Here is a 24014-nt window from a genome sequence, read left to right as displayed (position 1 = left end):
GTAAAAATACTCACCCAACAAACAAATGATGAATTTGACACCCTCTCTTAATGTACGAAAATAATCGTACAATGACTATCTTTTAATTTTCGGGAACACCCTACCTGTAGCAAAAGCAGCGAAAGAATAAGGTGTAATACAGGGCATTTTTGTTTTATTCTTCGTTATTAAAATACAATTTGTAAAACCTTCCCTTGTCGTCTTCACCATGCTCGATCATTTCCCGGTTGCCGTGGATATAGATATGGAAGTTTTTATCCAGCTTGATGACGCTTTTATAAGCCCGGTTCTGGCGTTTTACTGCTGCAGGTGAAATGGAGAAGTTGTCGGCTATTTCAATGTCCCGTTCAGCCACATAGTGCTGTTTGTACTGGTCAAAGCTTTTAATAAACTCTTCGTGGTGGAGCACTTCATTATTAAAGGTTTCCTGGTCAAAATGTTGCTTTTCTTTAAAAAAAGCCATGCTGCGGTTCAGCATATCTGCCTGGTCGGCTTTGGTTACATTGTATTGTTCGGGTAAATGTTCTACTACATAGTTCTTATACAATGCCATGGTGCTTTCGGTGTTGAAATACTGGTCCTGCCGTTGCTGGATGCGTAAAAAGCTGTCCGTCCAGTAACGTGCTTCCGCTGATTTGCTTTTCGTATCTACTACCGAAACGATAAAGCCGTTTTCCCGGTCGGTATTGTAGATCATGCAGCCTTTGTCCAGCTTATTGATGTTAACTCCCTGTTCGCTTTCTACTTCAAATGCATCTTCAACCGGAAGCACTTTTAGGAATGGTTCTTTTTGCTCCGACTTAAAAATGCCAATGGCATCTACTGTTTCGCCGTTCAGCAAACCTTCCCTAAAGTAAACCACATACAATTCGCCGCCTTTTACGTTAGGGTGATTACCGAGGTTGTATAAATGCTGTGCGAGTTGCTTGGATTGCAGCAGGGTTTGTTCCGGATTATCGAAAATAGCGCAAACGGATTTCCATACATCGTTATTGCTGATATGGCCTTCGCTGAAGAAATGAAAATATTCTTCTGATTTGAATGGGGTTAAGAAGTATTTAATCAGCAAATCCTTTACTTCAGTATCCAGCACCAGTTCTTTTTTAGACAGGGTTAAATATTCTCCTTCCGATTCGTTACCAACATTATGAACGGCGATATGGGTGATAGAGCTTCCTTCGAAATACTGCATGTAATATTTTTAAAGGGATGCAAAGTAGAAAAATTTTGCTATCCTGCGGGGAAAAAATAAACGATGGGCATAAACAGGGAATGTATTAGGTAGCACATCCGGTTCTTCCTGAATGTCATGCCAGCCTGCGGTAGGCAGGCTGAGCGGAGTGCAACGGAGTCGAAGCATTTCCGTAATTTGGAACAGTCCGGTATTTGTAAGACACTTTCGCTTCTCCGCCAACTGGCGGATGCGGTCAGTGTGACGGAACACAAAAAGGGTGCGTGGTCACCCCTGAATGTCATGTTGAGCGGAGTGCAACGGAGTCGAAACATCTCCCGCAAGACAATAATTATTTTTTGCTAACTTGTAATATGCAAAAAAGCGGATTCGTTTACATACTAACCAATAAACTAAGAACGGTCCTTTATATTGGCGTAACCTCCAACATCAGGGCAAGACTGTGGCAGCACGAACACCACGAAATACCTGGTAGCTTTACGGACCGCTACAATGTAACATTACTGATCTATTATGAGTGGTTCGACACGATTGTGGCAGCCATAGAAAGAGAAAAACAACTTAAAGGATGGATAAGAAAAAAGAAGGAGTGGTTGATTGAAATGAAGAATCCTGAATGGAAGGTTTTCAATGATGAAATTTATAGAGAGGTGTACAGTCTTTTATATTGAATTACGGTTAATGGTATACTATGAGTCATGCTGAGCATATTCTTTCCCCACAGTCGTGCTGAGCGAAACGGAGTGTAGTCGAAGCACCTCTGTAATGTAGGCAGTACTACATTTGAGAGACACTTCCGCTCCGCTTGCGCTTCGGTCAGTGTGACGTTCACAAGGGGTAATGTGACCCTTTGCCGTCAGTTATGCCGGGCGGAGTGCAACGGAGTCGAAGCATTTCCGTAATTTGGGACAGTCCGGCATTTGTAAGACACTTCCGCTTCTCCGCCAGCTGGCGGATGCGGTCAGGGTGACGATACACGAATGGGTAAAGATGCGGGAACGCCCACATGCCTTACCTCCCTTACATTAATCAAATGCGCGGCTTCTATCAGTTTTACCAGATAGCTGTAAACCTTTAGCGACCCTGGAATAACAATATTATCCCTGCACAAAGCTTTTTTGCCACTTGCTTCCAGCATTGCAGCCAGCGCGTTGGCGGCTGATGGCGGAAGAACTTTTTAATCACTAAATACGGGTTACCATATTCCTTTTCAGACAGGTGGCGCGGAAATTCTTTCCACGCATTGGCGCTAACATAGTGGCTGCAGTAATATTTTTTGTTGAATAGGTCATTCTTAGGGATGGCTGCGGGGCAGCGTTTTTGATGCTTTAGCGCGTTGGCTGCTTTTATAAGCGAGCGGATGAGTTTCATATATAACAGCACATCCTCCCGCGGTTGGCCTTTGTAAGCACTTTTGTTGCAGGCATGGCTTACCAGTTTTTTGACGAGCTTGCGAAAGTCGTGCACCTGCGCTTCGGCAAAGATGCCGGCGATTACCTGGTAGGGATCGGTAACGGGCTGGTACAGCCAGCATTGGGTTTCAAAAGGATCTTTGGGGTGTTTGCTTTTCATGATTTTTTGTTTTTGGGTGAGGTGTGGAAAGACCTGTGAGGTTTCCAAAAACCTCACAGGTCTTGCTGTTGCGGCTGCATAGCACCGGGGAATGCGGTGATGATTTCCCCGCCGGGGCTGGTAATAACCGTAAGGGTGGTTACGGTATTACCGGCGGGGTTGTAGCCTAAGGGGATGCCTGCGTCCCATAAGCGTTGCAGGTGGGAACTGCGGGGCACAGGCCGTGGTGGTTGCTGGCAGGCATCTCTTATGCAGGCTACTATTTGCGGGATGGGTACGGTAAACTTACCGGCGGGCGCGGCTTGTATGCCCACTGGCGGATGGTGCGCTACTTTATAATAATGGCGCTCTATAATATGCGCCACCACTTTTGCGCTCAGGTAGCAGCTTTGGCGCAGCAGCTTTTTACGGTGCTTTACGGGCAGCTGCCCAATAAGCCTCACCTGCTGTTGTTGCAGCCAGGTTTGGGTATGTGCCAATAGAAAAAGTACTTGCAGCCACTGCGCTTCGTTAAAGCAGGGGTGGGTGTTGGGTGCGGGTGCAACGGCGGTGTTCATAACAAAAAAGTTTTAGGCTGGGCACCTGCACAAAAAAGGCGTGGTGCTCAACTTACCGACTTGAGGCCCTGAGAAGCCCAGCAACGGATAAGAGAGCCCACGCCCAGGTCGTGAGCTATTCTGCTTATCATCTCGTTGCTTTTTGAAATTTCTCAGGTTTCAAGTCGAGATTCAAAGCGAATGCTTCAAATAATTTTATGAAGTAATCGCAAAAATATTTTATTCAGAACAAATATACGTTGTTTTGCTTGAATGCGGGGTAAAATCCGCAAAATATTTTTTTATAAGGATTTTATTTGTTTAATGCATAATCTTAACGCTGATATTTGTAACTACATCAATAAAGAATGGATTGCCCGGTGGGAAGGCTCTGTACGTTCCTTTGCCAATGAGCATGACGTAGATGAAAAAACAATACGGCAGATTATTGACTTTAAAAATACACCATATAAAATTGGTCTTTATACCTTGCACAAAATTTGCACTGCAAGGGATTTAACGCTTGAGGAATTTTTTAGGGAGATTAAAAGGTAGGCTTCAATCTTTTTAATTGTGTGTCATTTTAATTAACTCCTGAATTAACGATTTTAGCATTGTTCAATAAAGGAGAACAATCCGACAACCCCGTAGCTTCGCTCCAAAGCAAAGGCTTTCTAATTAAACCAGTTTTAGAATAAGTGGTGCATTGAAAGCCCCAGCCTGACAATACCCTCAGTAGCGATTTTAATAATCTGAATAGTTGTTTTGCTTTTTAAGATTTTCAAACTCTGTCATTAACCTACCACTCTCATATACTACTATTATACTAAACTGCTCGTTAATCCTAAGTGAAATGTAATCATCGTCATTCGAAGTATCATTTTTAAACTTCCAAAAGCAAGAAAAATTGGCTTTCCCAAGTATTATTGCAGTTTCTGCATGTCCGTCGTTCTTCGCATAAGGATATTCATAGGTTTCGTAGTCTTCTCTAGACATATAATACTTTTCATTTAGTTCTCCTTTAATTTGACTATATAAACCAATAGTTTTACTATCAAGATTGGCCTTTAAATAAACAAAAGCCCGGCAAAACTTATCATTAACAAAATTAAAAATCATAAACTCACAATCGCGACCGGCAAATTTAAGATTGTTAAATAATAGAGCGTCCTCCAAACCATTTTCATTATCTAAACGCCCTCCTCTCTCCGTAATTTTGGTTATAACTGCCTCTTTACTTTCCCCAAAGGGAATATTTAAAAAGCTATTGATTCTTAGAGTATTCATAATTTATACTTTTTCTATACTATTCTTAAACGCTTACAAAAGACGCATCATAATAGGCCTGTTCCTTTTACCCTAATGTGGAATTAGTTTCCAGTGGTAAAGCCCGCATATCATGCTACCGTCTTATTTGCACAAATATATTCCTCACCCAAAGCGCATTTTTACGGGAAACCGTAAGCGATAATTTGGGAGACACTTCCGCTCCATTTCATTCCCGTCAGTGTGACGATACACGAGGGGATATGCGACCCTTTACCGTCAGTCATGCCGAGCGAAGTGAAACGGAGTTGAGGCATCTCTGTAATGCGGGGTAGTACTATATTGTGGAGACACTTCCACTTATCCGCCAGCTGGCGAATGCGGTCAGTGTGACGGTTAGTGATGGGAATGCGTCGTCATTCTTGAACGTCATTCCGGGCGGAGTGAAACGGAGTTGAGGCATCTCTGTAATGCGGGGTAGTACTAGATTGTGGAGACACTTTCACTTATCCACCAGCTGGCGGATGCGGTCAGTGTGACGATACACGAGGGGATATGCGACCTGCCACGGCGTAAAGGCACAATACTGATGCCCTGTGCATATCAACACAAGTGAGTGACACCTGTCCGAATGGCTCGTCCGGGCAGGCAACGAAGCTGCCACAGGTACTGAAGCTGGTGCAAATAAAAAGATCCTTTTTACTTTGGAGCAGCTGTTGTTTTAAAACCAATGGGATTACGGGGCTTGGGGCGTAGCTTTTCATCCATAATTTCCTTTATCAATTCAAAAATAGTTTCAATTTCACCATCATGCATTTTTACATCATGGCCTATATTAATAAGTTTTTTGTCCAGTTGTTCCAGTTTTAACAGTATGTCCTGGTTAGCAAGCAGCGCTTCCCGCAGTTTTGTAAATACCCGCATTATACGAATGTTGACCTCTATTGCAGTATCGCTATTTAGTACACCGGACAACATTGCCACACCTTGCTCTGTAAAATACATTGGGCAATTTGCGCAGTCCCATTTTTTCTTTATTGGAAATCACAAAATGTGATTTCCAATGGTCCAGTTCCTCCTGTGTCATTTGAAACATAAAATCCTGTGGAAATCGTTTTATATTTCTTTTTACTGCCTGGTTTAAGGTTCTTGTTTCCACCCAGTACATTTCAGCCAGGTCTCTGTCGAGCATAACTTTATGCCCTCTTAGTGTGTAAATTTTATTGATTACACTTTCATCCGTTATTATTACCCTGTTTTCCATATGATAGCATGTTTATTGCGGTATTATTCAATGTGTGTACTAATTTAATATTATTTGAAATATAAAAAATATGGAATAGCTGAATGTTGCTGCAAAACCAGGTCTGACCGTCCCGGTCTGGCCTATTAAAACGATCGCAATTGAAAAATCAGAAAGGTTGCCTACAGCCAGGCAAAAGCTGGCAGGCACGAAGCTGCCACAGGTACTGAAGCTGGTGCAAATAAAAAGATCCTTTTTACTTTGCAGCAGCTGTTGTTTTAAAACCAATGGGATTACGGGGCCTGGGCGTTTCGTGTTCCTTTCTTAACTGGCTGATCAGTTCGAACAACGCGGCTATTTCTTCATCATGTTGTTTTAAAGAATAACTTTGGGCCTGTAAACTTTTGTCTATTTTTTCCAGTTTTAATAACAGGTCTCGATTGGTATGCAGCACTTCCCGCATGGCATTAAACAGTTTTACAATGCGTACATTTACTTCAATAGCTCTTTCGCTATTGAGTACGCTTGCTAACATTACTGCTCCATGCTCGGTAAAGACGTTGGGTAGCGTTGGCGAATACTTTATGGATTTAAGGTGGTCGCATTTTGCGACTACCTCGTTCTTTTCAGCTCTGGTTAACTGAAACATAAAATCGGCCGGGAAGCGTTTACTATTCCGCTTCACCTGTTCGTTCAGCCGTTTGGTAGGCACACCATATAATTCAGCAAGATCACGATCAATCATTACCCGCTGGTTTCGGATATGTAATATTTTTGAAAGCAGCAGCTCATCCGTTATTATTACCCTGTTTTCCATATGGTAGCATGTTTATTGTGGTATTCTTCAATGTGTACACTAATTTAATACTATTTGAAATATAAAAAATATGGAATAGCTGAATGTTGCTGCAAAACCAGGTCTGACCGTCCTGGCCTGATCATTAAAACGAGCGCAATTGAAAAATCAGAAAGGTTGCCCACAGCCTGGCAAAAGCTGGCAGGTTATTGACTGCCAGGCCGCTGCCACCTGCACCGCAGCACAAGTGAGTAACACCCGTCCGAATGGCTCGTCCGGGCGGGCAACGAAGCTACCATCTCGATAGCTATCGGGACCGAAGCGGGTACTATAAAACAATCCGTACATCGTACCTCATACATCGTAAATTCTCGTTACCTTTGCACGCCCTAACAGGGTTTTAAGAAAATGAAGCATATCCGGAATTTCTGCATTATTGCACATATCGACCACGGTAAAAGTACCCTGGCTGACAGGCTTTTGCAAACCACGAACACCATCAGCGACCGCGACATGATGGACCAGGTGCTGGATGATATGGACCTGGAACGGGAAAAAGGCATTACGATTAAAAGCCACGCTATACAGATCAACTATAAATCGAAGGCGGGCGAAGATTATACGCTGAACCTGATTGATACCCCGGGCCACGTGGATTTTAGCTACGAGGTAAGCCGGGCGCTGGCCGCCTGCGAGGGTGCGCTGCTGTTGGTGGACGCCACACAAGGCATTCAGGCTCAAACCATTAGCAACTTGTACCTGGCTATTGATAACAACCTGGAAATTATACCGGTGATCAATAAGATCGATATGGATGGCGCCATGATAGAAGAGGTGAAAGACCAGATCATTGACCTGATCGGCTGTAAGCCTGAAGATATTTTACTGGCCAGCGGCCGTACCGGTTTGGGTATTGAAGAGGTGTTGGAGGCGATCGTGGAGCGCATTCCTGCTCCTGTAGGTGACGAAACGGCACCACTTCAGGCATTGATCTTTGATAGTGTATTCAATAGTTTCCGCGGTATTATTGTATACTACCGTATTTTAAACGGAACCATTAAAAAAGGCGATAAAGTAAAATTTGTAAGCACGGGCCAGGAGTATGAGGCAGATGAGATAGGCATCTTAAAATTAAAGATGACCGAAAAGAAGGAGGTAAAAGCCGGTGATGTGGGGTATATTATCACGGGTATTAAAAATGCCAAAGAAGTTAAAGTAGGGGATACCATTACCCTTACAGCAAACCCTACGCCTGAGCAGATCAAAGGATTTGAAGAGGTGAAGCCCATGGTATTTGCAGGTATTTACCCGGTGAATACCGATGAGTTTGAAGAGCTGCGTGACTGTATGGATAAGTTGCAGTTAAATGATGCCTCTTTAACCTTTGAGCTGGAAACTTCGCAGGCGCTGGGCTTTGGTTTCCGATGCGGCTTTTTGGGTATGCTGCACATGGAGATCATCCAGGAGCGCCTGGAACGGGAGTTTAACCAAACAGTTATTACCACTGTACCTAACGTTAGCTTTATTGCCTATACTACCAAAGGCGAAAAGATTATTGTAAATAATCCATCGGAGTTTCCCGATCCCGTTAAAACAGACAGGATTGAAGAGCCTTTTATTAAAGCGCAGATTATCACCAAACCGGAGTATATCGGTAATATTATAACTTTATGCCTGGGTAAGCGGGGCCTGTTGATTAACCAAAGCTATCTGACCACAACAAGGGTGGAACTGATCTTTGAAATGCCCTTAACGGAGATCGTATTTGATTTCTATGATAAATTGAAATCTCAAACGCGGGGTTACGCCTCGTTCGATTATCATCCGATAGGCTATCGCGACAGTGATATCGCGAAGATGGATATATTATTGAACAATGAAAAAGTAGATGCCTTAAGCGCGTTAATTCACCGTAGCCGCGCGCATGAGTTTGGTCGCAAGCTTTGCGAAAAGCTGAAAGAGCTGCTGCCGCGTCAGCAGTTCCAGATCGCGATACAGGCGGCTATAGGTGCCAAAATTGTAGCGCGTGAAAATATTTCGGCCATGCGGAAAGATGTAACGGCAAAATGTTATGGTGGTGATATCAGCCGTAAACGCAAGCTGCTGGAAAAGCAGAAAGAAGGTAAAAAGCGCATGCGCCAGATCGGTAACGTAGAAGTGCCGCAGGAGGCATTTCTGGCAGTGCTGAAATTAGATGATTAGTGTAGAAAGCTGAAAGGTTTAAAGGTTGTTGAATTGAAAGCAGAGAATTGTTATTGAGCCATCGGTTGAACTGTAATCAACTTTTCTTGCGTCGCACACTTTATTTGTAGCAATTCTATTCATCTTTTCTTTACTTTTGCAACCCCTTAGTTCTTACAAATATTCAGGTTTGAAATATAATATTTCAAATGGAAGGCCCGGGTGGTGAAATTGGTAGACACGCTACTTTGAGGTGGTAGTGCTGGTAACACGGCGTGCTGGTTCGAATCCAGTCTCGGGCACATTTTTTAGGCTGTAAATCATTGGTTTACAGCCTTTTTTATTTTTTGGTGTGTCAAATTCGTGTCACTTTTTACGCTTACTACCACCTATTTTGACACGAAAATGACACACTAAATGACACATCATTTTACGGGCACAAAACCGGCACAGCACCGGCACGCCTTGTCTGATTTTACCCTCATTTCACACCCCCTATTTTTCGAAAACTAAAGGCAAAAAACACTCAAATCTGGTTCTAAAGTTTAAGCTATTCCTATCGAAGTGTTATAATCTGAAATCCACCTATGCTAATTTGGGTCAGGTAGGACACAGTTCTTACCGCTTATTTCCGCTTCATTTCCAGCGTACATTTCGACACGATTTTTTGCCAGGTAATGGCATATTAGTTGACGCATCATTTAATTGGCAGTATAGTTTTAATTTTTGATTAAATCTTATATGTTATTGGGCCTACTATAAATGGTCCAGAGCAGTGTTGCAACTTGTCGAAAATTATTTCCTAAACTGCATCATCTGATTTATCTTTATAGAAGACAGTTTATAAGCCCCAATTAATTAAACCTTCATTCACTAAAAATACCTTATAGTGCTAAGTAGCATTAACTTTTCCTATGAGCAGCAATGCGTATGATATCGACATTTCAGATTTGAGTAGCTATAATTTTTTGCTTTTAGATATTATAAATAATTCCGTGGATTGTATACAGGTTTTTATGCCTCTAAGAGACCCAAGTGGAATCATAATTGATATTGGGTTTAAATATGTTCGGGAGCTTAAAGCAAGTCTTTGAAACCGGCGAAATTTATGATTGGGGGAGTTATTATGATCAGGATAACCTGACAGGTTCTTTTCAGCATTCAATAGTTAAACTTGGTGATAGTTTGTGTGTTACAACGAAAAATATATCGAAGGTAGAAATTTCAAAAGGGGAGATTGCTCGGTTAAAAGATGAAATAGCCCTGAAGGCAACTGATAAATATTTTACTGTAGTTAATAATATGGATCAGGGTTTTTGCATAATTGAGGTAATATTCGACCTTGAAGGAAAGGCAACCGACTACAGGTTTTTAGAGATCAACCCCTTGTTTGAAAAACAGACAGGATTGAAAAACGCTGTTGGTAAAACAATCAGGGAATTGCAGCCGGCTCATGAAGATCACTGGTTTGAAATTTATGGTAAGGTAGCCAAAACAGGCAAATCCATCCATTTTGAAAATGAAGCGGCCCATTTATTGGACGGGGTTTGGTATGATGTATTTGCAGTGCCATTCGATAAACCTGCTAAAAACCGCGTTGCTATTTTCTTTGACGATATAACGGAACGAAAGAAAAATGAACGGCGGCAGAACTATGTTTTGAAAATAAGTGAGGTCATTCGTTCTATTGGCGATCCTGAGCTGATCGAAGATACAGTTACCTCTATAGCAATGGAGTATTTTGGTGCCGACCGTTGTTATTATTGTCGTATTGATGGAGGAGATGCTGTTATAAGCCGGGATGCTGCTAGTGGCGATCTCCCTTCAGTTCAGGGAACTTATCCGCTTTCCGATTTTAAGCTGTTTAAGGAGATTGTCGATCAAGGTCGACCTTTTATAGTAGAAGACGTTCGGTCTGGTAATTTATTAGATAGCCGGTTGAAAGAGTTATGCCTGCAATTAAAGATCATATCCTTTATAAATATCCCTGTTGTAAAGAATGAAAAGGTTGTAGGGATATTATGTTTGGTTCAATCATCCCCCCGAATTTGGAAAGCAGCGGAGAAAGAGCTGGTTACAGAAACAGCAGAGAGGATCTGGGCTGCCGTGGAGCGGGCCAGGGCGCTTGAGGATTTGCAACGTAGTGAAGAACAACTCCAAAAATTACTAGGTCAGCGCGATGAGTTTATTGCTGCTGCAAGCCACGAGTTAAAAACTCCGGTCACCAGCATAAAAGCTTATGCGCAGATCCTGGAGAAGCAAATTAAGGAAAAAGGTGGTATCGCTAACTTTCAAATTGTAGCCAGTTTAAGTAAACAAATTGGTCGTCTTACAGCTCTTATTAATCATTTGCTGGATGTTACGAGAATTGCAGAGGGAAAACTTTCAATGAACTTTGGATCCACTGATATCAATGAACTATTGCAAGAGCGGGCAACGGAAATTGGAGCTACCAGTCATCATCAATTTATATTTAATTTGACTCCAGTGCCACTTGTGAACATTGATCGGGAACGAATCGGCTAGGTAATAACTAACTTGTTATCTAATGCCATTAAATATTCACCTGCGAAATCAAAAATAACCATAAGCTCCATTGCTCGTCCTCGGGTTATCGAGATTAGTATAAAAGACGAGGGTAAGGGAATAAAGCCCGCAGATGTAGAAAGAATATTTGAGCATTTTTTCAGGGTTGCTGATGAAAAAAGTAATTCCATATCAGGTACAGGCTTAGGGTTGTATATATCTAACCAGATTATTCAAAAGCATCAAGGTAGCCTTTCGGTTCAGAGTACCTATGGTGAGGGGGCGCTATTTTTATTCACGATACCAGTGCTGTAACCTCAAAAAAGAGCATTGTAATTTTGCTGCGATTTTTTCACGGTGGAACTTTTATTCGGTGAATCAAAAACAGCATTCGATAGACGGTTATGGGCGGGAGTGAAAGTGGCTTTGGAAAAAATCGTATGCTCAACGATCTTAACGGGGTGATTTGCTTTTAAAAAAGCTAACTGAGGCCTATCTTTTCTTTAACTTTGTACGCAATTTTTAACCCTTTAAACCAAGCCTTTATGTCTTACAGACTCCTTTGCAGGATGTTTTTATGTTTTTTTATTACCCTAACTGTCTCTGTCAATCATGCTCAAACACCTCAAATTATCTCCAGTACGCAATATCCGCTTGAAACAGCCTCCAAGTCTATTGTCTATGGAAATGGTGTTTACCTTTCCGTACTGGCCACAAACCGGATTTACCGCTCGACAGACGGTAGTAACTGGAGCCGTGTTATTTCGGCACCGGTAATACCAGGGCAGTACGAAAATGCCACATTTGGAGCGGGTGCCTTTGTGCTCGTAGGTACGAATGGCTTTATTAGTTCCTCCACTGATGGAATATCCTGGACCACCCGATCTTCCGGGACAACTCAGAACCTGAGATACATTTCTTTTTTAAACGGGAACTTTTATGCAACAGGATTTAATCGAACTTTATTAAGGTCACCTGATGGTATTAATTGGACTGCGATATCCATCAATGTGGGAAATGCGACAGATATATTGGGCACTATGGATTACGGTGGTGGAATCTTTGCAATTGCCGCCAGAAATGGAGGAGGTTCTTCGCCTTCGTACATTTACTATTCGACTACGGGTAATTCAGGTTCCTGGAGTCTTTACTCCGGCTTTCCTTCAACCTATAGTATCAATAATCTGCAATATTTAAAAGACCGGTTTTATGCTTTTTTTATAGAACCGCAAATCTATACATCTGGTAATGCATCTTCCTGGTCGCTTGCTGCTATGACCCAAACCTTGCCCGATGGCTCAACAGTAAGCATTGGGGCGGCCAGCGGTAACCAGATTTATTCAGGATTGTATGATGGGGTTAATTTTCATTTTTATGGGTTTAATTATTATTTCCCGGGAGGATTTTACTCAGGCAGGTGGCAGTCGGCAAACGGCACCAACCTAACCTTGCATCATATGGGCAGTTACAACCAGGTAGGATATAGACCCCTATACGCAAACGGCAACTATTTTTTAGCAGGGTCAGAATTGAGTCGTTCGGTGGATGGGAATTTTTACAGTTACCCTACGGGATCTTATAAAAGCGTAGCTTCAAATGGCAGCGGCTACGTAGGTGTGGGGACGGTCGAGAGTAATCAAGGCGTAATCTTTAGCTCAACGGACTTTTCAACATGGGTGAACAGAACTCCGTTGGTACAAAAGCCGCTGAGTGGGATTATATTTGACGGATCAAAATACGTGGCTGTCGGCAATAGTACAGTTACACAATCTACCAATAATGGAGTTGATTGGACTGAAATAGCAACGCCTGCGTACAATTTCACGTCCATTGTTTATGCAGCTTCCAGGTATATTGCTACCGGGGCTGATAATACAAACGGGGAAGGTAAACTGCTACAATCCTCAGATGCGGTTAACTGGACAGTTTCGAATAATGATAATAATAACTACATCAGGGTTAAGCATGTTAACGGCTATACCTTTGCCATGGGGTTCTCTAATAGTACTTACGAAGGAGTTATTTATCAATCTGCCGATGGTGTCAGTTGGGCGAATATTACGCCTGCTCTCTCATTTACCACTGGCTATTTTAATGATGTGGTGTTTGATGGTACTAAATATCATTTTACCGGTGTGGATGGTAATTATGAGTTTTTCTCCGTTTCAACTGCTAATTTTAGCGACCCGGCATCCTTTGGCAATAGGGGATCTATTAATGGCTTTTCTAATTTGGGTGGATACTCCGGTGAAGGTGCTTTTGCATATACAAACGGATATTTTGTAGGCGCTGTTAATAATCCGGACGCACCTTTTGATACCTATGTGATTTACTCACAGGATGGTGTCAGCTGGACTGCAACCCCCATCAATGAGTCCACCATGATCGGAGGGGTTATTGTGGAAAATAATCGGGTGCGCATGCTCGGTACCAATGATGGAAAAATTACGGTGAACTTAAATGAGGCGGCAATGCCCGTTACTTTCGGGTCGATCAGCGCCACATTGAAGAAGGGTATTTTAAAGGTTCTATGGCAATCAGAAGCTGAATCGAATAATAAGGAATACACCATTGAAGCTTCGGTTGATGGCCAGTATTTTTCAAAGTTGGGCACGGTCAATTCCCTGGCTTTAAATGGAAATAGTCATACACCGATATCCTATTCTTTTGAAATGAATTGGACGGGAGCGCTCAATGTCTTTGCAGGATTGGGTATTGTAAGCCTGCTGTGTTTAGCACACAATAGGCGGGATCGTTTGAGTCTGATCTGTTCCATACTTTTGATTGGATTAACAGTGCTGATTGCCTGTAATAAAAACAGGGATTCGTTTAAAGATGCGACAGGAAAAATCTATATACGCATTCAGCAGGTAGATATTGACGGCAAAAAAACATACAGCAAGGTAGTACAGGTAGTTCAAGAAATGTAGTCCATTTTTAATTTGTAAAAGGTCAGTCTTCTGATTTATAGGAAGACTGACCTACTTTGCGCTGCTGTCAATCGATCTGGCTGGAAAGGTCGGAGGCTTAGTTCTGATATGCTGCAGTAAAAGAGAAGATACGTATATTTTGCATAACATCAATGTTCAAAACAAAAATCAAACTTGCATCATTTCCAACTTTGATTCTGATCTCTTTAGAAGGAAGAAGCGTACAAAGAAGCTGTCTACAAAGAGTCTAATTAAGTGATATCAGTTCCAGCCATAAAATTACAAAACAGAAAGAGCTGGAGTCAGCATTAAAATAGCTCAGGTCCGTTTTGCTTTACCTCTAGTTAGCGGCAAATTTTGGGCTTTGCCGAGCAATTCTTTTATGATATCGGGGCAATTTTGCTCATATAATTGGGAATTGATCAACCAATTATCCGAAAGATAGACTAAAGAGAAAAATATATATGACATCCATTCTTCTGCATTTATCTGATTTAAAAGTTCCTTTAACTTACGAAATTTTTTGGCTCTGCAAGATATTTTGAAATAAATGCTACTTTCGAATAGATAGGTAGAAAGCGTTGAAAATCGGCTGTGATTCAGGCGTGACGCGCATTTGACACGATTTCTTCGTAAGAGATTTATACCCAAAAAGTGGCCATTCCCGTCTCGGGCACAAAGACCCTGACACGATAGTGTCAGGGCTTTTTTATTTGGTAGCGTTGCACGCTTGCTTGCAGGTGTGGACAAATAAGAAAGCCCTGTACGCTGCGATAACAGGGCGGGGTTTTTGGGTAAGCCCCTCGTGAGAGTATCCGGATCATGAAGTCACCCAGTCTCGGGTACAATTTAGGCTCTGTAAGTCATTGATTTACATTTTCTTTTTAGGCATATCAAATGTTGTCGCTTTCTTACGCTTTTGAACGTTTAAAATGACAATCAAATGACCAGCACCTTTTGTAGTGTTCAAACATACCGATATTGACCGCAGCCATATACACATGGTATCGGTTTGCGTTGACGAGCAGGGCAAAAAGATTTCGGACACATTCGGGAAAATGTGGGCTATGACTGTATGAACATTAAAACTTTAAATAGGGCCTGCTGGTTAACTCGAATGCTCTGTGAGCATTCCGCAAAACATTAAATACAGCCACGAATGCACGAATATTTTGTAAAAATGCATGTGTTAATTTGAAGTGAATACTTTTTTTGCTTTGAATACGAATCGCAAGATTTTTTGTTGCAAGGATTTTGCACTTAAATTGAAAATATGCATGCAGAATAATACGCAGGTTATAATAGCGAATTACACGATATCTTCTGCAACGGAACATTTGTGCATTCGTGGCAGTCAAACAGCAAGCCCTAAATAATGCAGGGAGAAGGCGATTTAAGAGGGCTTGTCAAGATAATGGCTTCTATGCGGGCAGTCAGTATTCTTTTGGTGCTGATGCACCTTCATTGGTTCTGCTATGGTTTCTTTTTAGAACGTGGTTGGACGTTGGAAGTAATCCATAAGATTCTAGGAAATTTTGATCGAACCGGTGGTTTATTTGAACACGCTTTCTATAAGTATTCGATATACCATAATACTAACCCCTCAAGTGAAGCTGGATACAGAATTAAGGGGGCATGAAAAGCCCGATTATTATTTATTGAATAGATTAGCAAAGTTTTGTAAATGTCCAATCCTCCCTTTTAACTACAACAATACGCTTTTCGACTACGTCCGTTTTTTAATCATTGCTGAATTTTGCAGTATCATATTATTGTAAAACGCAAAAGCAAATAAAAATGTCAAACGAAATTAAAAAATGGACTGTAGTAAATATCCCAAAACGAAATACAGGATTCGCCGTCATAACAGGAAGTACAGAAGGAATTGGATTTCAAGACGCATTGGCGCTGAGCAATGCTGGATGGGAAGTCATCATGATGGGACGCAATGCTCAAAAAGGAGCGGATGCGATTGCCCAAATTCATCAGATAAACCCAAAAGGGAAAATCACTTTTGAGAAAATAGACCTTGCTGACCTGTCATCTATAAAAGCATTTTCCAATAAAATGATATCCAAAGGACAAGCCATTGATCTGCTGATCAACAATGCTGGCGTTATGACGCCACCCAAACGCCTTGAAACGAAAGATGGTTTTGAACTGCAATTTGGGACCAACCATATTGGCCACTTCGCTTTAACGGCAGGGTTACTGCCACTATTAAGGAAATCTCTCAATGCCCGTGTAGTCACGGTATCAAGTATTGCCAATCGCGATGGAGCAATCAATTTTGATGATTTACAATCCACTTCATCTTACTTACCCATGAAAGCGTATGCCCAGTCGAAATTGGCGAACCTCATGTTCGCGTTAGAACTACAACGACAAAGTGACAAACACGGATGGGGCATCACCAGTATAGCGGCACATCCAGGTGTTTCTCGTACAAATCTTATTGTTACAGGTTCCGGAAAATGGAGTGTACAAGGAATCGCGAGAACGCTCTTACCATTTTTATTTCAACCTTCATCACAAGGGGCATTACCTACATTGTATGCCGCTACTTGTCCGGAGGCTATAGGAGGAGTTTATTACGGCCCCAATAAAATGAGTGAAACAAGAGGATTTCCTGCGATTGCAAAAATACCTGCACAAGCTCTGGACGAAAATATTTCTCTGAAATTATGGGAAGTGTCGCAGGTTCTAGCAGGAGTTGAATTTTAATAATAGTACATCTTGAATTACCTAGATTTACAAAAAATATAATCTATAAAATAACCCAAAATTTATAACAATGGTAAAAAGTATAATTTCTCTCGTATTGCTATTAGTGTCGGTTTTTATGGCGTTTAAGCATGGTTGGGGTACCTTAAATTACAATAAACATCCCGAATCTTTAAAGATGATGAATGAGCTCGGCATTACCGAAACAATGATTCCCATATTCGGCGGAATGACTTTATTGATAGGTGTTTTGTTGCTTATTCCTAAGACTTTTTTTCTGGGAAATATGCTTAATGCAATTTCTATCGTCATCATTATGGCATTGGCAATGAAAGCCGGGAATTTTAAAATGGTATTGATGGAAATCCCGTTTTTGGTAATGCCTTTGGTGTTGATTTGGCTGAAATATCCGTTTAAAAATTAAAAATATGAATACACCATACCGCATCAAAACCATCAGCGAAGTCTACCGCTTGTCGGGTAATGAAAAACCGCATCATCCGCTTATCGGCATCATCGATTTGAGCCAGTCTAGAAACGACTCAGAGTTGAGTGCAGTTATATTTGATTTTTATGTCATTACCATGAAAACCGGTTGCGACAAACTTTATTACGGCCAGCAAAAATACGATTTCGATGAAGGGGTAATGGCGTTTATGGCCCCCGGTCAGATATTGCGTGGCGAGCCAGGCGTAAGCAATCCAAAAATGAATGGCTGGATGCTCTTTATTCATCCCGACTTTCTTTGGAATTCTGATTTGGCAAAAAAAATGAAGCAATACGAATATTTCGGGTACAATACCAATGAAGCTTTATTTCTGTCTGATAAAGAACAAACGCTTATAAATACGCTGATTGATAATATTAAAAACGAATATAGTTCCAATATAGATAAATTCAGTCAGGAGGTGATTATTGCCCAATTGGAACTGCTTTTTACGTATGGAAAACGTTTTTATGAGCGTCAGTTCATTACTCGGAAACTCACGAACAGCAAGATTTTAAACCGACTGGAAGACATATTGCATAGCTATTTCAACAGCAAAGAAATAGTATCGAGAGGACTGCCCAGTGTACAATACGTGGCTGAGGAGCTGAATATTTCCATCAAATATTTAAGTAGTTTATTAAAGCAGCTCACAGGATTAAGTACCCAACAGCACATCCACGAAAAACTCATCGAAAAGGCCAAAGAAAAACTTTCAACAACCGAATTATCTGTTAGCGAAATAGCTTACGAATTAGGCTTTGAGCATCCGCAATCTTTCAGTAAATTATTTAAAACCAAAACCAACCAAAGTCCCTTGGAATTTAGGGCGAGCTTTAATTGAGCATAACAGAATTTAGACTACAACAAAAGTGGATTTGGCTATGTCTCCTGTTTAAAAGCTACGCATCTTTGTATCAACAAATAAAATAGATATGAAAATCGTTATAACAGGTTCATTAGGCAATATCAGCAAGCCACTTGCAATTGATTTGATTACAAAGGGGCATTCGGTAACGGTCATTAGTAGCAAGTCGGAAAGAGCAAAAGACATTGAATCTCTAGGTGCAAAATCTGCTATTGGCAGCATGGAAGATGCCTGTTTTTTAACCAACACCTTTAAAGGAGCAGACATCGTTTATACTATGATTGCTCTGAATACACACTCAGGTGCTTATTTTGATGAAAATTTCGATTTGGAAGCAGGACATAAAAGAATAGCCGAAATTTATGCAAAAGCTATCCAAGACTCAGGCGTAACCAATGTAATACACCTAAGTTCGGTTGGAGCTCATACTGATACTGGTGTAGGTATGATTAAGCCACATTTTCATGTGGAAGCCACCTTGAGTAAGCTGCCCGAAAGCATTCACATAAAATTTATGAGACCCGTCGGGTTTTACTACAATATGTTTAGCTATATACCCACCATTAAAAAAAACAGCATCATTGTTCAAAATTACGGCGGAGACGAAAAAGAACCTTGGGTTTCTCCCTTGGATATTGCAGCAACCATTGCTGAGGAAATGGAAAAACCTTTTGAAGGACGAACCGTTCGCTATATTGCAAGTGATGAAATTGCCCCAAATGAAGTAGCTAAAATTTTAGGATATGCTATTGGTATTCCAGACTTAACGATTACGATTATATCTGATAAACAATTTGAAGCCAGTCTCACAAAAATCGGGATGAATACTCAAGTAGCCAAGGGCTTAACTGAAATGAATGCAAGCCGTGTTAATGGCATATTGTATCAAGATTATAACAAACATAAACCTATACTTGGTAAAGTAAAACTTGAAGACTTTGCTAAAGAATTTAAAGCTTCATTTAATCAATAACAAATTGGATGTGCGTCTGCTAGGTAATGTATTTTACTTTATATGCTGGAATATATTTTCTTCCTCTTAGTTATATCTTCGGTTATAACAAAAGCAGGTTAGACTGAACCAACGCCGTCATTCCCCTCAACTTTGTATCCATAAAAAATATAAAATGAGTATTAATAACAAAATTGTATTAATCACAGGCGGAAGCCGTGGTTTAGGAAAAAATATGGCAATTGCCACTGCAAAAAAAGGTCTAGACGTAGTGATAACCTACCATAGCAATAAAGAATCTGCCGAAGAAGTCGTTGCTGAGGTAGAGTCTCTGGGACAGCAAGCGGTTGCCTTTCAACTCGATACCAAAAATGTAAACGCGTTCGGCACTTTCGTAAGTGAGCTAACCTCTACTTTACAAGAAAGAAGAGGCGGTCCGCAAATCGATTATTTGGTAAATAACGCCGGAACAGGATTGTATGCCGGTATAGCTGACGTTACTGAAGAGCAATTGGACGACTTGTACAATATTCATTTCAAAGGGGTGTTTTTCCTGACCCAAAAGCTATTGCCGCTATTAAATGACGGTGGCGGTATCATAAATATTTCCAGCGGATTGACACGCATTACCACACCTGGAGCATCTGTATATGCAGCGTTTAAGACGGCTGTAGAAACCCAAACACGCTATTTGGCAAAAGAATTAGGTAGTAGAAAAATCAGAGCCAATGTAATTGCGCCAGGTGCTATAGAAACCGATTTTGGCGGTGGCAGAGTGCGTGACAATAAGGAGTACAACGACATGATTGCAGGCGTTACGGCGTTAGGACGTGTAGGCTTACCAGATGATATTGGAAGTGTTGTTGCTTTTTTATGTACCGATGAGGCGTACTGGGTGAATGCTCAGCGTATCGAAGTTTCAGGTGGACAAGCGATTTAATATCTTTGAATAGAGACTTATTTAATATGAACAATAAAATCCAGCAAATCAAAACCATTGGTGAGTTTCATGCCCTGCAAAATTTGCCGCAGCCCGAGCATCCGCTTATCAGCATCGTGGATTATTCTAAAATGAATGATAATGTGGCATACAAGCTTTCGGGTGTTATTGCCGATTATTATTCCATTGCCATCAAACGTGGTGTAGGAAAAATGTACTATGGACAGCAACAATATGATTTTGATGGTGGCGTGATGGCGTTTTTAGCTCCGAGACAGGTATTGCGTTTTAGCCCTGCTGAAGAAAACACCGAGCGTTCTGGTTGGATTTTATTGATTCATCCTGATTTCTTTTGGGGAACACCGTTGGCAAAGACCATTAAAAATTACGAGTTTTTCCATTATACCGTGCGTGAAGCCTTGTTTCTGTCAGACAAAGAGGAAACGAAAATCAATGCCATCATCGAAAATATACGCCAGGAATACCATTCGAATATCGACCAGTTTAGCCAAAACATTATTATCTCACAAATTGAAACTTTGCTGAATTATTCGGAGCGGTTTTACCAAAGGCAATTCATAACCCGAAAAATTAGCAATCATCAAATCCTCGACCGACTAGAGCAACTTCTGGACGACTATTTCAACAGTGACAAAATTGTAGCTCAAGGTATTCCTACCGTCAATTATGTTGCAGAAGCACTAAACATTTCGCCCAGTTATCTGAGTGGGCTACTCAAAGTATTGACTGCAGAAAGTACCCAGCAACACATCCATAAAAAACTCATCGAAAAAGCTAAAGAAAAACTTTCCACCACCCATTCATCGATAAGTGAAATTGCTTATGAACTGGGGTTTGAACATCCGCAATCTTTCAGCAAATTATTTAAAACAAAAACCAAACTTTCGCCACTTGAATTTCGGCAATCATTTAACTGATAGCAGGAATGAGATTATCATATATCTTTTCTTCACAGATTTTCCTATCAAGTGGTTGCCATTGCAAGAACACCGATTTCGAAAATTACGGGAACTATAAAGTGGGATATAGATTTGCTGAATCCCGATGACATCAATTCACTAAAGCATTTAAATTCTTTAGTCGAAATTTCGGTATATGAAACATTGCAGATAACTAACGGGGGCAATCTTAATTTTCCAGAATCAAGAATTGTAGATCTGGGAATCCGAGGCAGCATTTTAAGTGGTAGCATAGAAAGATTGCCGGCCCATAAAGCCGATATTGTTTTGCACTATGAAATTCTGGGCTTGCCCTACGGAAAACCAATTGCCATATCTGTAAAGCCGAAGGGGACATTCATGACGAGGCCCACAGGAAATGCCAGGTTTGAAGCCATCAAAGAATCAGGGCCTGACGTTTTTACATTGACCCCATCTAACAGCACGATAGTCGATTTCAATTTTAGAATCAAGCTTTCAGCAAATCCGAGATAATTGAGTTCAACTCTAAATAATCTAATTTATGCCTGGTACTTCATCTCAACTCATTAAAATTCCTATTTCCAGCCAGGGACCGAATAATATGCTGATATTTCTCACTCAAAGTTTAGCCGGACTAAATTTCGTCGAAGTTTATGACCAGATTAATATATTAAGAGGATGTATAAAGGTTCCTACGCAATTTGTTCTATCCGATAATAATCGGGATAATTTGGATACTATTGTAGTTTCTGTGAGTGCTGGAATAAAATTGTTTAAAGACAAAAGCAGTTTTATTCTCGCTGTTGATAGAATAAAGAAAACTTATTTTGATGAGGTCGGAAGGTTCATCGTTCTTCTTGATATCGCTTGTGGCGATCCAAGTATTTATCGTCATCATCCTCAACAAGTGGTATTTCCTGGAGATCCGAATGTTCAGATGGGCTCTTTTCAGAGCAGTTTCAATTTTGAAATTTCTGCATATATTCTTTGTAGAGAAAACAATGCAAGCTAGTCTACCTATATTTAATAAGGAGAAGGGCGTTCCATTGAAAGTTTCGGCCTTTTACTTACGGAAAAAGCTCCTGCAATCCTAATGTCAGTAGGGGCTGTACCGGTTAATTTGTATTTAAAAGCGGCCAGCTCGCTCATTATGCATCCTTACTTCCATTTTAAACGCGGATAATTCTGAAACAAATGAACTCTCTTTGGGCAGGTCAATTGGAAATGATATCAGGGATCAATCGGGTAAGATAAGCGCATCTTCTGTTCCGGTAGTGATATAGCATTCGTAGGTGGGGTAATGCTGATTTAAAGATTAACCCGTATGCTACAGGTAGTGGCATTCCTGCAAAAAGCCATTTCATCATTCCGGGCAGCAATGTATCTGCTAAAGATGTATATAGGTTCAAATAATGGTTGCCAATTATGAGATTTTTAATGTTTACATTATTTTACTTATTTTATTTAAAGGGCTTCTCAAAGCCTGTTTACCTGATTTTTTAGTGATGGGATGATGCTTCAGCAATAAACAGCGGTTATGCTATGAGGAAAGACTGCTGCTAATAGCAAGGTTTATTGTTAGATTACTTATAGTGGCGTTTCGCTTTTTGTTGTGGCTTTTGCAATCTATCCTTTTTGCTGCAGAGATGTTCAGGATGGCCAATATTCCTAAAAGACTTGCTGGTATCATGCCGGTGGCTGAGGTATTTTCTGGGCGAAGAAAGCGGGTTATTATTTTTATTCTCCAAAGTATTCCACGTAAATGCGCGGAGTTTCATAAAGTTTAATACAATGTAGCTGCACTTCTTTAGGGATATGGGGCTCCAACTGTTTCCATATTTCTATTGCCAGGTTTTCAGTACTGCACATTTTACCGATCAAAAAGTCTACATCCTCGTTAAGATTTTTATGATCCAGCTTTTCAGTGATATATTCCCGGATGATAGTGCTTAATTTTTTTACGTCAAATACAAAGCCGGTATCGTAATTAGGTTTTGCTTTTACGGTAACCAACAGGTCGTAATTATGGCCGTGATAGTTAGGGTTAGCGCATTTACCAAATATAGCTTCATTTTCAGCTTCATTCCAGTCAGGATTATAAAGCCGGTGAGCTGCATTAAAATGTTCCTGTCTTGTAAGGTATACCATCGTACAAAAATAACGACATTTGCGGCAATATTGTTTTATGAACCTCCTTATTGTATCAGCAACATCATTCGAGATCAGGCCATCGCTCCGCAAGCTTAAGAAGTTAAAAGCCGGGATAGCGGTAACCGGCGTTGGCTGCCCGGTATCGGTATACTACATTACTAAAGCCATTCAGCAGTATCAGCCTTCCGTTATTATACAGGCAGGAATTGCCGGCGGATTTCACAACGAAATGCCTTTAGGAACGGTAGTGGCAGTGTTGCAAGATGAGTTTGGAGATATAGGGGTTACGGAAAAAGGGCGGTGGCAGTCTGTTTTTGATATGGGCTTCCTGGATACCGGTACAAAGCCTTTTAAAGAGGGCGTTTTGAAGAACCCGAATAAAATATTACTGGAACGTTGCGGCCTTGAAAAGGTAAAAGCCGTTACTGTAAATGAAGTAACTACGAACAAAACCAGGATCCAATTGTTTAAAAAGCGGGGTGTACTGATAGAAACAATGGAAGGTGCTGCCTTACACTATGTGGCATTGATGGAAAAAATACCTTTTTTGCAGATCAGGAGCCTTTCCAATTATGTGGGTGAGCGGGATAAGAGCCGGTGGCAGATAAGCGATGCTATTGCGAATTTGAACGGGGCTTTGCTGAGGGTGGCAGAGCAGGTGAGTAGTCAACGGTGAGGAGTTGCTCAGGATGAGTATTTAAAATTTTAC

At 41.0% G+C, this 24014-nt stretch carries 25 protein-coding genes and 1 tRNA gene; 18 read left to right on the top strand and 8 right to left on the bottom strand.

Annotated features, from left to right (window positions below; translation table 11 throughout):
• Positions 1–154: 154 nt before the first annotated feature.
• The gene (locus ACYVBM_RS19770; protein ID WP_460687432.1) at positions 155–1192 is read right to left on the bottom strand and encodes a nucleoid-associated protein; all 1038 of its coding nucleotides are present in this window, start codon (positions 1190–1192) and stop codon (positions 155–157) included.
• 353 nt (positions 1193–1545) lie between these two features.
• Between ACYVBM_RS19770 and ACYVBM_RS19765 the strand changes: the two genes are divergently transcribed.
• Positions 1546–1863 (top strand): GIY-YIG nuclease family protein, encoded by a 318-nt coding sequence (locus ACYVBM_RS19765; RefSeq protein ID WP_460687431.1) that lies wholly within the window; start codon positions 1546–1548, stop codon positions 1861–1863.
• A gap of 403 nt (positions 1864–2266) precedes the next feature.
• On the opposite strand, the gene ACYVBM_RS19760 is transcribed toward ACYVBM_RS19765, so the two are convergent.
• Positions 2267–2764: a hypothetical protein gene (locus ACYVBM_RS19760; protein WP_460687430.1), complete on the bottom strand. Its 498-nt coding sequence runs from the start codon at positions 2762–2764 to the stop codon at positions 2267–2269.
• 53 nt (positions 2765–2817) lie between these two features.
• On the bottom strand, positions 2818–3321 hold the full coding sequence (locus ACYVBM_RS19755) for a hypothetical protein (protein ID WP_460687429.1): 504 nt from the start codon (positions 3319–3321) through the stop codon (positions 2818–2820).
• A 252-nt stretch (positions 3322–3573) separates the two neighbouring features.
• Between ACYVBM_RS19755 and ACYVBM_RS19750 the strand changes: the two genes are divergently transcribed.
• A complete protein-coding gene (locus ACYVBM_RS19750; protein WP_460687428.1) occupies positions 3574–3855 on the top strand; it encodes a hypothetical protein in 282 nt (93 codons plus the stop codon).
• A gap of 189 nt (positions 3856–4044) precedes the next feature.
• Here the strand turns inward: ACYVBM_RS19750 and ACYVBM_RS19745 are convergent, their stop codons facing one another.
• The 4 genes from ACYVBM_RS19745 to ACYVBM_RS19730 form a co-directional block, all read right to left on the bottom strand.
• Complete coding sequence (locus tag ACYVBM_RS19745; protein ID WP_460687427.1) at positions 4045–4587, bottom strand: hypothetical protein; 543 nt, start codon at positions 4585–4587, stop codon at positions 4045–4047.
• 678 nt (positions 4588–5265) lie between these two features.
• Positions 5266–5490 carry a hypothetical protein gene (locus tag ACYVBM_RS19740; protein ID WP_460687426.1) on the bottom strand — a complete coding sequence of 75 codons (225 nt, stop codon included), beginning with the start codon at positions 5488–5490 and terminating at the stop codon, positions 5266–5268.
• A 31-nt stretch (positions 5491–5521) separates the two neighbouring features.
• Positions 5522–5830 (bottom strand): ORF6N domain-containing protein, encoded by a 309-nt coding sequence (locus ACYVBM_RS19735; protein WP_460687425.1) that lies wholly within the window; start codon positions 5828–5830, stop codon positions 5522–5524.
• Between the two features lie 235 nt (positions 5831–6065).
• Positions 6066–6626, bottom strand: coding sequence for an ORF6N domain-containing protein (locus ACYVBM_RS19730; protein WP_460687424.1), 561 nt, complete (start codon positions 6624–6626; stop codon positions 6066–6068).
• Positions 6627–7013: 387 nt separating this feature from the next.
• Here ACYVBM_RS19730 and lepA point away from each other — a divergent pair, with 387 nt between their 5' ends.
• The 15 genes from lepA (at position 7014) to ACYVBM_RS19655 (ending at position 22166) form a co-directional block, all read left to right on the top strand.
• Complete coding sequence (gene lepA / locus ACYVBM_RS19725) at positions 7014–8807, top strand: translation elongation factor 4 (RefSeq protein ID WP_460687423.1); 1794 nt, start codon at positions 7014–7016, stop codon at positions 8805–8807.
• A gap of 195 nt (positions 8808–9002) precedes the next feature.
• Positions 9003–9088, top strand: a tRNA-Leu gene (locus tag ACYVBM_RS19720).
• A 763-nt stretch (positions 9089–9851) separates the two neighbouring features.
• Positions 9852–11312 (top strand): GAF domain-containing sensor histidine kinase, encoded by a 1461-nt coding sequence (locus ACYVBM_RS19715; protein ID WP_460687422.1) that lies wholly within the window; start codon positions 9852–9854, stop codon positions 11310–11312.
• A 12-nt stretch (positions 11313–11324) separates the two neighbouring features.
• The gene (locus ACYVBM_RS19710; protein ID WP_460687421.1) at positions 11325–11627 is read left to right on the top strand and encodes a sensor histidine kinase; all 303 of its coding nucleotides are present in this window, start codon (positions 11325–11327) and stop codon (positions 11625–11627) included.
• A 230-nt stretch (positions 11628–11857) separates the two neighbouring features.
• The gene (locus ACYVBM_RS19705; protein ID WP_460687420.1) at positions 11858–14242 is read left to right on the top strand and encodes a hypothetical protein; all 2385 of its coding nucleotides are present in this window, start codon (positions 11858–11860) and stop codon (positions 14240–14242) included.
• Between the two features lie 962 nt (positions 14243–15204).
• Complete coding sequence (locus ACYVBM_RS19700) at positions 15205–15321, top strand: hypothetical protein (protein ID WP_460687419.1); 117 nt, start codon at positions 15205–15207, stop codon at positions 15319–15321.
• A 296-nt stretch (positions 15322–15617) separates the two neighbouring features.
• The gene (locus ACYVBM_RS19695) at positions 15618–15881 is read left to right on the top strand and encodes a YWFCY domain-containing protein (RefSeq protein WP_460687418.1); all 264 of its coding nucleotides are present in this window, start codon (positions 15618–15620) and stop codon (positions 15879–15881) included.
• Between the two features lie 158 nt (positions 15882–16039).
• On the top strand, positions 16040–16966 hold the full coding sequence (locus tag ACYVBM_RS19690) for an SDR family oxidoreductase (RefSeq protein WP_460687417.1): 927 nt from the start codon (positions 16040–16042) through the stop codon (positions 16964–16966).
• Positions 16967–17036: 70 nt separating this feature from the next.
• On the top strand, positions 17037–17390 hold the full coding sequence (locus ACYVBM_RS19685; RefSeq protein ID WP_460687416.1) for a hypothetical protein: 354 nt from the start codon (positions 17037–17039) through the stop codon (positions 17388–17390).
• A 4-nt stretch (positions 17391–17394) separates the two neighbouring features.
• Positions 17395–18297: a helix-turn-helix domain-containing protein gene (locus ACYVBM_RS19680; protein WP_460687415.1), complete on the top strand. Its 903-nt coding sequence runs from the start codon at positions 17395–17397 to the stop codon at positions 18295–18297.
• Positions 18298–18388: 91 nt separating this feature from the next.
• Entirely contained in the window at positions 18389–19294 is a 906-nt protein-coding gene (locus tag ACYVBM_RS19675; RefSeq protein WP_460687414.1) for an NmrA family NAD(P)-binding protein, read from the top strand.
• 154 nt (positions 19295–19448) lie between these two features.
• Complete coding sequence (locus tag ACYVBM_RS19670; protein WP_460687413.1) at positions 19449–20213, top strand: SDR family oxidoreductase; 765 nt, start codon at positions 19449–19451, stop codon at positions 20211–20213.
• 26 nt (positions 20214–20239) lie between these two features.
• Positions 20240–21151 carry a helix-turn-helix domain-containing protein gene (locus ACYVBM_RS19665; RefSeq protein WP_460687412.1) on the top strand — a complete coding sequence of 304 codons (912 nt, stop codon included), beginning with the start codon at positions 20240–20242 and terminating at the stop codon, positions 21149–21151.
• Positions 21152–21202: 51 nt separating this feature from the next.
• Entirely contained in the window at positions 21203–21667 is a 465-nt protein-coding gene (locus ACYVBM_RS19660) for a hypothetical protein (protein WP_460687411.1), read from the top strand.
• 28 nt (positions 21668–21695) lie between these two features.
• Positions 21696–22166 (top strand): hypothetical protein, encoded by a 471-nt coding sequence (locus ACYVBM_RS19655; RefSeq protein WP_460687410.1) that lies wholly within the window; start codon positions 21696–21698, stop codon positions 22164–22166.
• Positions 22167–22891: 725 nt separating this feature from the next.
• On the opposite strand, the gene ACYVBM_RS19650 is transcribed toward ACYVBM_RS19655, so the two are convergent.
• Entirely contained in the window at positions 22892–23302 is a 411-nt protein-coding gene (locus tag ACYVBM_RS19650) for a 6-pyruvoyl trahydropterin synthase family protein (RefSeq protein ID WP_460687409.1), read from the bottom strand.
• 37 nt (positions 23303–23339) lie between these two features.
• Here ACYVBM_RS19650 and mqnB point away from each other — a divergent pair, with 37 nt between their 5' ends.
• Positions 23340–23981, top strand: coding sequence for a futalosine hydrolase (gene mqnB, locus ACYVBM_RS19645; RefSeq protein WP_460687408.1), 642 nt, complete (start codon positions 23340–23342; stop codon positions 23979–23981).
• Positions 23982–24014: the final 33 nt, after the last annotated feature.

Source organism: Niabella aquatica (assembly GCF_054779315.1).
This window is presented reverse-complemented; position numbering and strand designations above follow the sequence as displayed.

Excerpts from the sequence above, each read along its gene's own strand:
- ACYVBM_RS19770 (WP_460687432.1), bottom strand. The coding sequence starts at position 1,192 with ATGCAGTATTTCGAAGGAAGCTCTATCACCCATATCGCCGTTCATAAT.
- ACYVBM_RS19765 (WP_460687431.1), top strand. The coding sequence starts at position 1,546 with ATGCAAAAAAGCGGATTCGTTTACATACTAACCAATAAACTAAGAACG.
- ACYVBM_RS19760 (WP_460687430.1), bottom strand. The coding sequence starts at position 2,764 with ATGAAAAGCAAACACCCCAAAGATCCTTTTGAAACCCAATGCTGGCTG.
- ACYVBM_RS19755 (WP_460687429.1), bottom strand. The coding sequence starts at position 3,321 with ATGAACACCGCCGTTGCACCCGCACCCAACACCCACCCCTGCTTTAAC.
- ACYVBM_RS19750 (WP_460687428.1), top strand. The coding sequence starts at position 3,574 with ATGCGGGGTAAAATCCGCAAAATATTTTTTTATAAGGATTTTATTTGT.
- ACYVBM_RS19745 (WP_460687427.1), bottom strand. The coding sequence starts at position 4,587 with ATGAATACTCTAAGAATCAATAGCTTTTTAAATATTCCCTTTGGGGAA.
- ACYVBM_RS19740 (WP_460687426.1), bottom strand. The coding sequence starts at position 5,490 with ATGCGGGTATTTACAAAACTGCGGGAAGCGCTGCTTGCTAACCAGGAC.
- ACYVBM_RS19735 (WP_460687425.1), bottom strand. The coding sequence starts at position 5,830 with ATGGAAAACAGGGTAATAATAACGGATGAAAGTGTAATCAATAAAATT.
- ACYVBM_RS19730 (WP_460687424.1), bottom strand. The coding sequence starts at position 6,626 with ATGGAAAACAGGGTAATAATAACGGATGAGCTGCTGCTTTCAAAAATA.
- lepA (WP_460687423.1), top strand. The coding sequence starts at position 7,014 with ATGAAGCATATCCGGAATTTCTGCATTATTGCACATATCGACCACGGT.
- ACYVBM_RS19715 (WP_460687422.1), top strand. The coding sequence starts at position 9,852 with ATGTTCGGGAGCTTAAAGCAAGTCTTTGAAACCGGCGAAATTTATGAT.
- ACYVBM_RS19705 (WP_460687420.1), top strand. The coding sequence starts at position 11,858 with ATGTCTTACAGACTCCTTTGCAGGATGTTTTTATGTTTTTTTATTACC.
- ACYVBM_RS19695 (WP_460687418.1), top strand. The coding sequence starts at position 15,618 with ATGCAGGGAGAAGGCGATTTAAGAGGGCTTGTCAAGATAATGGCTTCT.
- ACYVBM_RS19690 (WP_460687417.1), top strand. The coding sequence starts at position 16,040 with ATGTCAAACGAAATTAAAAAATGGACTGTAGTAAATATCCCAAAACGA.
- ACYVBM_RS19685 (WP_460687416.1), top strand. The coding sequence starts at position 17,037 with ATGGTAAAAAGTATAATTTCTCTCGTATTGCTATTAGTGTCGGTTTTT.
- ACYVBM_RS19680 (WP_460687415.1), top strand. The coding sequence starts at position 17,395 with ATGAATACACCATACCGCATCAAAACCATCAGCGAAGTCTACCGCTTG.
- ACYVBM_RS19675 (WP_460687414.1), top strand. The coding sequence starts at position 18,389 with ATGAAAATCGTTATAACAGGTTCATTAGGCAATATCAGCAAGCCACTT.
- ACYVBM_RS19670 (WP_460687413.1), top strand. The coding sequence starts at position 19,449 with ATGAGTATTAATAACAAAATTGTATTAATCACAGGCGGAAGCCGTGGT.
- ACYVBM_RS19665 (WP_460687412.1), top strand. The coding sequence starts at position 20,240 with ATGAACAATAAAATCCAGCAAATCAAAACCATTGGTGAGTTTCATGCC.
- ACYVBM_RS19655 (WP_460687410.1), top strand. The coding sequence starts at position 21,696 with ATGCCTGGTACTTCATCTCAACTCATTAAAATTCCTATTTCCAGCCAG.
- ACYVBM_RS19650 (WP_460687409.1), bottom strand. The coding sequence starts at position 23,302 with ATGGTATACCTTACAAGACAGGAACATTTTAATGCAGCTCACCGGCTT.
- mqnB (WP_460687408.1), top strand. The coding sequence starts at position 23,340 with ATGAACCTCCTTATTGTATCAGCAACATCATTCGAGATCAGGCCATCG.